The sequence below is a fragment of the Pedobacter sp. 10L46_2 genome (assembly GCF_056395165.1).
Genome location: NZ_JBFTIZ010000147.1, coordinates 1 through 9,655 on the forward strand (window position 1 = coordinate 1; position 9,655 = coordinate 9,655).

The 9,655-nt window shown below is 40.1% G+C and carries 9 protein-coding genes; 4 read left to right on the top strand and 5 right to left on the bottom strand.

Annotated features, from left to right (window positions below; translation table 11 throughout):
- Together AC1DDX_RS16110 and AC1DDX_RS16115 are read right to left on the bottom strand one after the other, a co-directional pair.
- The coding region (locus tag AC1DDX_RS16110; protein WP_477622264.1) for a capsule assembly Wzi family protein at positions 1 to 1,595 on the bottom strand (1,595 nt) is incomplete at its 3' end.
- Positions 1,596 to 1,637: 42 nt separating this feature from the next.
- A complete protein-coding gene (locus AC1DDX_RS16115; RefSeq protein WP_477622265.1) occupies positions 1,638 to 2,873 on the bottom strand; it encodes a glycosyltransferase family 4 protein in 1,236 nt (411 codons plus the stop codon).
- Positions 2,874 to 3,181: 308 nt separating this feature from the next.
- On the opposite strand from AC1DDX_RS16115, the gene AC1DDX_RS16120 reads away from it, so the two are divergent.
- The 4 genes from AC1DDX_RS16120 to AC1DDX_RS16135 all read left to right on the top strand — a co-directional run bounded on the left by AC1DDX_RS16120 (position 3,182) and on the right by AC1DDX_RS16135 (position 7,569).
- Positions 3,182 to 4,120, top strand: a complete 939-nt coding sequence (locus AC1DDX_RS16120; RefSeq protein WP_172662037.1) for an SDR family oxidoreductase — start codon at positions 3,182 to 3,184, stop codon at positions 4,118 to 4,120.
- Positions 4,121 to 4,122: 2 nt separating this feature from the next.
- Entirely contained in the window at positions 4,123 to 5,226 is a 1,104-nt protein-coding gene (locus AC1DDX_RS16125; RefSeq protein WP_337718063.1) for a glycosyltransferase, read from the top strand.
- 128 nt (positions 5,227 to 5,354) lie between these two features.
- A complete protein-coding gene (locus AC1DDX_RS16130) occupies positions 5,355 to 6,617 on the top strand; it encodes an MBOAT family O-acyltransferase (RefSeq protein ID WP_337718145.1) in 1,263 nt (420 codons plus the stop codon).
- Between the two features lie 10 nt (positions 6,618 to 6,627).
- Positions 6,628 to 7,569 (top strand): hypothetical protein, encoded by a 942-nt coding sequence (locus AC1DDX_RS16135; protein WP_337718065.1) that lies wholly within the window; start codon positions 6,628 to 6,630, stop codon positions 7,567 to 7,569.
- Here AC1DDX_RS16135 and AC1DDX_RS16140 read toward each other — a convergent pair.
- The 3 genes from AC1DDX_RS16140 to AC1DDX_RS16150 form a co-directional block, all read right to left on the bottom strand.
- A complete protein-coding gene (locus AC1DDX_RS16140) occupies positions 7,534 to 8,649 on the bottom strand; it encodes a glycosyltransferase family 4 protein (protein WP_337718067.1) in 1,116 nt (371 codons plus the stop codon). The two genes, AC1DDX_RS16135 and AC1DDX_RS16140, sit on opposite strands and share 36 nt — an antisense overlap.
- A 1-nt stretch (position 8,650) precedes the next feature.
- The gene (locus tag AC1DDX_RS16145; protein WP_337718068.1) at positions 8,651 to 9,343 is read right to left on the bottom strand and encodes an acyltransferase; all 693 of its coding nucleotides are present in this window, start codon (positions 9,341 to 9,343) and stop codon (positions 8,651 to 8,653) included.
- Positions 9,333 to 9,655, bottom strand: a 323-nt coding sequence (locus AC1DDX_RS16150) for a hypothetical protein (protein WP_477622266.1), incomplete at its 5' end; no start/stop codon positions are given. The genes AC1DDX_RS16145 and AC1DDX_RS16150, both read right to left, overlap by 11 nt.

The following is a 9,655-nucleotide window of genomic DNA, read 5'->3' on the forward strand; positions in this document are numbered from 1 at the left end:
CCATCCTGGTGCATGAAAGAAGTTTTAACATATAATTTATTCAGCAGTTGGTAATTTACCTCAAGTAAATATTGTTTTTGAGTTTCTACCGGCCCCTCACTTAAGAATTTTGGCTGTGGCTCTGCAAAATACTGATCATAAAGGTTTCCTTCCTGACCTTTTCTAATGGCTGTGAACTGGAAACTGGCAACCATACGGGGTATAGGTGTGTAGTTAACCCATGCAGTAACTCTGTCTGCATTTTGTCCAATCCAGTCGCCCATTAAATAACTCTGATTTGTATAGGTTTGTGCGGGGATCAGATTGTTGTAGGCATAAGGGTTTATGCGACTGTATTCTCCTCCCAATGTTAAATACGGCACCAGTACGTCTGTAACAGAGGCACCAACACTGTACCCAATCTGATTTCTGCTTTTTGAGGCGTTAAAAATTGCCCCTGTTCTAATCTCGTCAATAAAAAGGGATCCGTATAAATGTGTTTTGGGTAAATGATTTCTGGAACTTACAGAAAAGAAGAACTGGCTGTTTGCTCCGGTTGAAAGCTTATAGCGACTTTGGTATTGATCATATGCTTTAAAGAACATTACCGGGATCAGGTATCCTACATCCAGATTATCACTATAAACTACCGATTCACCCACACTAAGGTCCAGGCCTTTAACTGGGATAAAACTTAGGGTATGTGAAGCCAGGAATTTAGGAATGTAGATTTCCCTGTTATTGCCAAAATGCGGATTGCCCTTATCATAAGATCTTGCCGAATCAACTAATGCAGAATTTAACCAGGCATGAATGTAATTAAAGCGAAGCCATTTAAGTGGTTGATAATCAATTCTGATGTTCGGGTAAGCAGGTGATTTGTCAGATAAGACCAATCGTCCACCTTGTCCATAGCCCCACAGCATTTGGTCTTTTCCAAAGCTGATCGCCCCATTTTCCCAGGCGTAAGTAATGTTTCCCCTGAAATCGCTGTAATTTACAGTCTTTGCATTTGGGTTTATGTTTGCCGTTCTGATGATCCCGGTTTCAGGTGTAAATATTCGGGTGCTGTCAATTCCTTTACCGCGATCAGTAATATCCTGAAAATAAAACTGAAAGCTAATGTGCTTTCCGGCATGACCCCAAAAAGTTAAGCCGGTTCCCACGCGGGCCATGCTTTTGTTTTTTCCCTGAAAGGTTTCAAAAGTCAGGGCAGGGTCTCCCCTTAATAGAAAATCGTCTTTGGTAACGGATAGAAATCTCCATCTACCTGCTGGATCTTTCTTGAAAAAAGTAGTAGTGTCTTTTACGTTGGTGCTAAATTCACTGAACTCCTGTAAATAAAAAGCAAGTTCTTTTTGTTCGGTTGTGCTCAGTTTAGCCGATGAATCCTGTAAACTGGTCAATAATGAAGCAATTTGTTTCCTGCTCACCGGTTGGATCAGGTCATTAAACTCGATGTTTCCTTTTTGGGCCTGACGCGAGAGGTATTTATAAACAGGGTTTGTTGGGTTTTCGTATACAACCTGAGCATTACTCTTCAAAGCGATAAAGGAAAATCCAATAATAAGGACAGAAAAGAGGGGTATGGTTTTCTTGATATGTAAGCTATTCATTTTTAGATGATAGTTTTATGAAAAATATAATTGTAAATATGATTATAGAGAAGGAATAAGCGTTTGTAATCCTGAAAAATGTTTTTCGGTGTTGATAAGACCGCGAATATGTTTTTCTGCATTTGCTCCCATTTGCAATAACAGGTTCTTATTGTTGTAAAGCTCATTTATCTTTTCAGAAAGTTGCGAATAATTACCCGGTTCAAATAAGAATCCGGTATGCCCATCAATCACCATTTCGGGGATCGCACCAATTTTCGAGCCAATTACAGGTTTGCCCATGGCCATGGCTTCCACAACGGTAAAGCCAAGCACTTCATACCATTCAGAAGGGCAGATCAAAAAGTCGGCGCTTCCAATCAGCTCCAGGGTTTCTTTTTTGTTTTTTTTACCCATAAATTCTACGTTGTTCAGGTTGTTCTTCGCAACAAAGTCGATGAGCTCGGCCTGCTGTGTCCCTGTTCCAATAACCTTTAACCGGATCTCCGGATGATCTTTCATGGCCGCCAATATCGTATGTACTCCTTTTATCTTTTCCAGTCGGCCTACGAACACAATATAGCGTTCATTTGAAGCTACAGCAATCTGTGCTTTTGCCGCTTCAATCTCTTCGTAATCATAACCATGGTAAAGCTGCACCAGCTTCTCTTCAAAGAAATTAAAGGATTTGAATTTCTCATACAGAAAAACAGAGGGGCACACATAGTGATCTACATAAGCATAGTAATTCAGGTATTTATGAACATAGTTCTCAAGTGCCGCCACTACACTTGCCGGATAAGAACCTTTTTTGCACTTATTGGTTACGCAATGGTGAAAGGCACCACCAAAGCATTTTTCGCAGATCTTTCCGTGACTGATAAAGGTACTTTCAGGACAAATCGGTGTGTATTCATGAAGCGTCCAGATGATGGGGATTCCCCRGTCTTTAAGTGTTTTTAAAATCGCAGGAGTGATGTAGTGATGGATCACATTGATGTGTGCGAAATCGATCTTAACCGTATCCAGTAACTTTTCCAGCTGCTGCTGTGCTTCGGTCGAGAAAATGCTTTTCTTTACTACCTTCAGTCCATCACTCAGGCTCTTTTTGTTTACTTTTTTATAATCTATGTGTTCAATAAAATATTCAGTGTAGTCAGAAGGAAAGTTTCTTGGATCCTTCATAGAAAAGGGAATTACCTGGTGTCCTTTTTCCCGATAAAGCTTGGTGACGTTTTCAACATAGGTCCAATCTCCACCACTCGGATACCAGGTCCAGTTTGCAACAAGAATATTCATTTGTTTCTTCTAAATTAACACTTATAATAAACTGGCATAATTTTTATACACCATACGTTGTTAAACGTAATTTGCGCTCAAAGATGCTTGTATTAAATGAAATTTTACCAAAATGAACTCATTTTTGGTCATTTTTCAGTTTTTTTAATGCAAAGTGCTGCTCTGCCAGGCAAGTTAAATTTGGACAGAATTAAAAAAGGTTGTACTGGTAATAAAAAAAAGTTAATTTTGGCGTCAACATCAAACCATTTAATCTCTTGCCATACAACTCTTTTAAAAGATTGAAAAATATGGCGTTAAAGTCTCTAATGAAGAAGAAAATTTATATTGCCGGTGCTGGCGGAATGCTTGGTGAAGCCTTTCACTCTGTTTTTAAAGAAGAATACGAACTTAAATGTACTGATAAGGACGTCAATGAAAATTGGCTTAGTTTTCTTGATTTCCGTGAGTTCGAACAATATAAAAAGGACGTAACCGACTTTAATCCCGACTATCTTTTTCACCTTGGTGCCTATACCGATCTGGAGTATTGTGAACTGAATCAGGACGATACCTATCTGACCAACACTACTTCGGTAGAAAATGCAGTGTATATCGCAAATCAATTGAATATCCCTTTGTTGTACATCAGCACCGCAGGTATTTTTGATGGAAAGAAAGAATTCTATGATGATTGGGACGAACCAAATCCACTTGGTCATTATGCCCGCTCAAAATACATGGGCGAGCGTTATGTAAGGGAAAATGCCAAACGTTACATCATTTGCCGTGCAGGCTGGATGATGGGCGGCGGTCCAAAGAAAGATAAAAAGTTCATCAATAAACTCATCAAGCAGCTGGTTAAAGGTACCAGAGAACTTCATGTGGTAAATGATAAAGATGGAACACCAACATTCACAGTTGATTTTGCAAAAAATGTAAAGCTGTTATTTGAAAAAGAATATTGGGGCCTATATAATTTAGTGTGTAACGGTGAGACCAGCAGACGTGAAGTTGCTGAGGAGCTGGTAAATATTCTGGGTTTATCAGAAGAAGTAACCTTTAAAGAAGTCTCGTCAGATTACTTTAAAGACACTTATTTTGCGCCGAGACCTACCTCAGAGCGCTTGATCAATAAAAAACTGACTTTAAGGGATTTGAACATCATGCGTGATTGGAAGGTTGCTTTAAGAGAGTATATCGATAACTATTACGCTGAATTCCTGGAAGAGAACCTTCCTGCTACAAAAGAAACCATCAGTCTTTAATTATGCGTATTGCGGCTTTTGGCTTCAGGTCGATGCCTCCCGCAAAAGGAGCGGCTGGTGCAGATAAATTTGCAATGGAGCTGTTTCCAAGGCTTGTTAAGCGTGGACACAGCGTTGTAGCTTATAACAGACAATACCCTGATGTTTTTGTAGATGTTAAAGAATACGAGGGTGTAAAAATAAAAACCTTCAAAACAACTGCAAGAACAGGGTTTGATACTTTACTGCATTCCTTTAAATGTACCTGGGATATTATTGTAAACAATACTGCAGATATCGTTCACATCCAAAACGGGGGGAACAGTATCTGGGCATTGCCATTACGTATTTTTGGGAAAAAGGTATTTATCAGTCAGGATGGGGTAGACTGGAAGCGTGACAAATGGCCCTGGTATGGCAAGCTGTACCTTAAGCTTTCGGCATACTTAACCGCTCACCTGCCTAATGAGGTGATCTTCGACAATGTGATTGCCAAAAAACTATTTGAAGAGAGGTTTAAAAAGGAATACACTTTCATCCCTTTTGGGAGCGAAGTGGCGCCATGGGTAGATGTGCCTGAAATATTAACAAAGAATAACCTCGAAAAACAGGAGTATTATCTTTTTATAGGTCGGTTTATTCCTGACAAAGGCCTGCATTATTTAATTCCGGCATTTAAAAATTCTAATTCTAAGAAGAAACTGGTCCTTATCGGTGGATCGCCAAATCCTTCTCCTTATGAACAGCAAATCATGGATATGGGAAATGAAAAAGTCTTGTTCCCCGGGTTTGTATATGGCGACGAGGTAAATACGCTCATCAGAAATGCCTATTGCTATATCCAGCCTTCAGATGTAGAGGGCTTATCCCCCGTTGTGCTGAGCGTAATGGGTTTAAATGTCCCGATGATTGTAAGCGATATTGAAGAAAATGAATACGCCGTACAGGATACCGTAAGGATGTTTAAAAAAGGAAATATCCTGTCTTTAACGGAACAAATCAATTATTGCGAAGATAATTATTCCGAAATGCTGACATTAGCTAAAAGAGCTCAGGAGCGTGCATTAAGTGTTTTTAATTGGGAGAATGTAGCCGACGAGCATGTAGAAGTGTTTTTAAATAAATAGCAGAAAAGCCTATGTTATTTAATTCTGTCCAGTTCATATTCTTCTTTATAACTGTAACCACGTTATTTTACTTACTGCCCCATAAATTCCGCTGGATGCTGCTTTTGCTATCCAGCTGTTATTTTTATATGGCCTTTGTGCCGATATATATATTGATACTCGGCTTCACAATCGTAATCGATTATTTTGCAGGAATATACATCGAAAATAGCTCAGGGCACAGAAGAAAAGTATTCCTGATCGTCAGCCTGATCGCCAATATCAGTGTATTGTGTGTGTTTAAGTATTACAATTTTATAAATGAGAACATTGGTTCGGTATTCCCTTATTTAGCCATTTTATTACCCATCGGCCTTTCCTTTCATACCTTTCAGGCAATGAGCTATACCATCGAGGTTTACCGCGGCAATCAGAAAGCCGAAAGAAACTTTGGGATCTATGCCTTGTTTGTCATGTTTTACCCTCAATTGGTGGCAGGGCCGATAGAAAGGCCACAGAATCTGCTGCACCAGTTTCATGAAAAGCATGAATTTAGTTTAGAAAGAGTGAGCTCAGGATTAAAGCAAATGCTGATCGGGTTCTTAAAAAAGCTGGTCATTGCCGATAGAATTGGGATTTATGTAGATACCATTTATAACAACTCGGCTACCCAATCGGGCCAGTCGCTGGCATGTGCTACCGTTTTTTTTGCCTTTCAGATCTATTGTGATTTTTCCGCCTACTCCGATATCGCTATTGGCGCGGCGCGGGTGATGGGTTTTGATCTAATGAAGAATTTCAACAGGCCCTATTTGGCTACCTCTGTTTCACAATTCTGGCGCAGGTGGCACATCTCCTTATCCACCTGGTTTAAAGACTATGTGTATATCCCATTGGGCGGGAGCAAGGTTAAAAGTAAGGTTTTGGTATACCGCAACCTGTTAATCGTATTTTTAATAAGCGGGCTATGGCATGGTGCCAACTGGACCTATGTGGTATGGGGTGCATTGAATGGGGTATTGCTGATTATCGAATCCATGATCCCTAAATCATCAAAAAGAGATAACCTGATCAAAACAGCACTCAAAACCATATTTACCTTCTCTTTGATTTGTATTACCTGGGTATTCTTCCGTGCATCCAATATCACCGATGCCGTTTCAATATTGGGTAAGATCATCAGATTTGAAGGGCCATTCTATCCCGGCAACCCTAAAGATCATTTCTATTATGCCTGTGTGGCCATCATGGCATTAATGTTTTTCGAATTTATAACAGAATACAAGCCCCATTTATATAAATTACTGCCAAATACTTTGGTGGCCAGGTATTGTTATTATACCCTTGTCGCTATGATCATTATGCTGTTTGGTGTATTTAGTGAGGGGCAGTTTATCTATTTCCAGTTCTAAATAAAGGGAGATGAGCAAAAAAGTAAAAACACTTTTAGTTAAGTTATTGGTTTTAGCCCTTGCTTTAATAGTTGCTGATTTAGCGGGAGGACTGGTGCTAAAGTATTTGTTCAATAAACAACGCAGCGGGAAATATTTTACCACTTCACATGCCATAAAGGACGGTAAAGAGCAGGTTCTTATTTTTGGCAACTCTCATGCCGCACAGCATTTTGATGCACCATTAATGGCAAAAACATTGTCGAAATCTGTTTTTAATTTTGGGAACCAGGGGCAAAGCCTTTTGTATACCTATCCATTAGTGAAGAGCGTTTTATCCCGATATCAACCTGAACTCATTATCCTGAATTTAGATTACAATGAATTGCGTTATGATCCTACGGATTATGAAAGGCTGGCGATCTTGTTGCCTTATTATCATGTTAATCCCGTAATTGATTCTACCATTTCCTTAATTCCGGATAGAGCAGCATTAAAAGCCAAATCCCATTTGTACAGGTACAATTCCACTCTGGGTTATATCTTATTAAATACCTATGGTCATTCCTTTGGTAAAAGCATGGAGAGCCTGGGTTATGATCCGGTAGAAGGAGACATGTGTGCAGGAACTGTCAACCGTGAAGAAGCAGATAGGGGGAAAATTGCTTTTGATAAAAATAAGATCGATTACCTGATAAAACTGATCAGTTTTATCCAGTCAAAACAAGTGAAGCTATTGATTACCACTACGCCCCTAATGGAGTATGATAGCAATAAGAAAGAGGTGTATAGAGAAAAGCTCCTCCAGTTGCTGACGAAAATGAATGTTAATTATCTTGATTATGGAAGCAGTGCAGAATTTAGGGGTAAATGCGAGCTTTTTCACGACACTTCACATTTAAATGCTATGGGTGCTGCATTGTGGACAAAAACTTTGTTAAACGACCTTCCTAAATACTTCGATCAATTCTAAAGCTGCCTTTTCCCAGGAGAAGCCGGCCAAACGCTGCCGTCCTTTGTCCGCCATTTGCTTGCGGAGATGCTCATCATCTAATACAGATTTTATCTTCAACGACATATCGGCGATATCAAAGGGATTAAATTGAAGCACCGCATCGCCACCCACCTCGGGAAGGCTGGTGTTGTTGGCTACAAGCACGGGTAAATTATATTTAAAAGCCTCCAGTATCGGAATCCCAAAGCCTTCATTTGTGGAAGGGAAAACATACATTAAAGCATTTTTATAAAGCAAGGCCAATTCCCCGTCCGACAAATAGCCCGTAAGCACCACCTGGTCCCTGAGTCCGGAATTTTCAATGGTATCTATAATTAAACTGTGATCACTTTCCTGACTATTTGCCGGAAAGGAACCAGCCAGTACTAGCTTCAGCTTCGGATAGCCCGATGCTTTGATCTGTTTAAAGGCATTGATCAGGGCAGGAATGTTTTTTCTTTTAAATAGGGTGCCCACATGCAGCAGATAAGAGGAGTCAAGAGGAATACTATTGGTGTTTGATCTGGAGCCATGATCTTCAAGAAACTTTGGCCCCTCGTAAATTACGACCAGTTTTTTTTCCGCAATGCCGGTATAACGAGCGATCTGATCTTTGGCGTATTTTGTTGGTGTAACTATAAAAGGAGAACGTTTAGCAGCAGGAATGGCTGTTCTTTTATAGAGCCAAAGCCAGAGGCGTCCGTAATTCTCAGGGTTTTCAAAAAAGAAAGCATCATGAAAAACAGGTATGGTCTTGTAACCCAAATGGATCAGCGGCACAAAGTTGTCGGTGCAGAAGATAACATTGCAGTTTTTTGAAAACGCTTTTATGGGTAAGATCAATTGCTTCCAGAGCTGATACCGGGCATGTTCAATAAGTTTGAATATCTTTTTATTCCCAGTATAAACCGGAAAATCAGTGTCCAGAAAATGAAACTGAACCCCATTGCCATTCATTTTTTTAAACTCCTTAACCAATTCTTCCAGATAGGTACGGGTACCTGTTCTGGCTAATCTTAAGTCGCGGACATCTACTCCTATAATCAATGGTTTCGGCATGTTACACTCTGCTTTTAATAACCTTAGCCGGTACGCCTGCCACAATGGAATTTGCCGCTACAGATTTGGTAACCACACTCCCTGCCGCTATTACACAACCATCGCCAATATGTACACCGGCCAGAATGGTGGCCCCACCACCTATCCAGCAATTGTTTCCAATCACTACCGGATCTTTAATTACACCTTGTTCCTTTATCGTCAGGTTAGGGTCGGCAAAAGCATGGTTTTCAGAAAAAACCTGCACATTTGGTCCCATGATCACATCATTGCCAATGGTAATGCCTCCCTGCCCGGCAAAATAAGCACGGGCACTTATGCCGGTTCTATCGCCAATCGTAATACCGGTGCCTTTTTGGGCAATAATTCCGGTGCAAAACAAAATGGAATTGCGTGCAATAGAAACATGATCGCCCAGTGTAATGCCCTGTTCAGATAAGGCATTAATACTCACCCCATCCTCAAGAATCAGGTTTTTTCCAGCGGTAAGCTGATAAGCGTGGCGTACTTTTACGTTACTGCCAATAAAGATCAGGCCCGACGATTTCCTTAGAAAAGGTTTAAGGAATAACCCTCTAACTACCTGTACAAATCTGTGAAAACTCACATTGAATAAGTCTCTCGTAGAATAAGGGCTTTCCCATTTATAGTTAGCGTCTCCTTTTAATGTTCTTATTAACTTCTCAATGATCATCAGTAGGTTGAGTTTGGGTTATCATTGGTTTCATAATCATATTGATCAGTAAACCGGTTAAGAACCAGTTAATGTAAGAAATGTATGCAGAACCTTCAAATTCCGAGGTCAGTGATGGAATGATGAAACCGATTTTGATCAGCAACACGGTTAAGCACACCTGTCTTTCTTTACCTTTCAGTTTAGGCAACCATTTTATACCCGTTCTGATCACCATCACATATATGCACAGGTATAACAATAAAGCAATAATGCCGGCCTGTACGCCAATAATGATGTATTGATTTTCGCCACCTACGTTTTCCCCCAAGG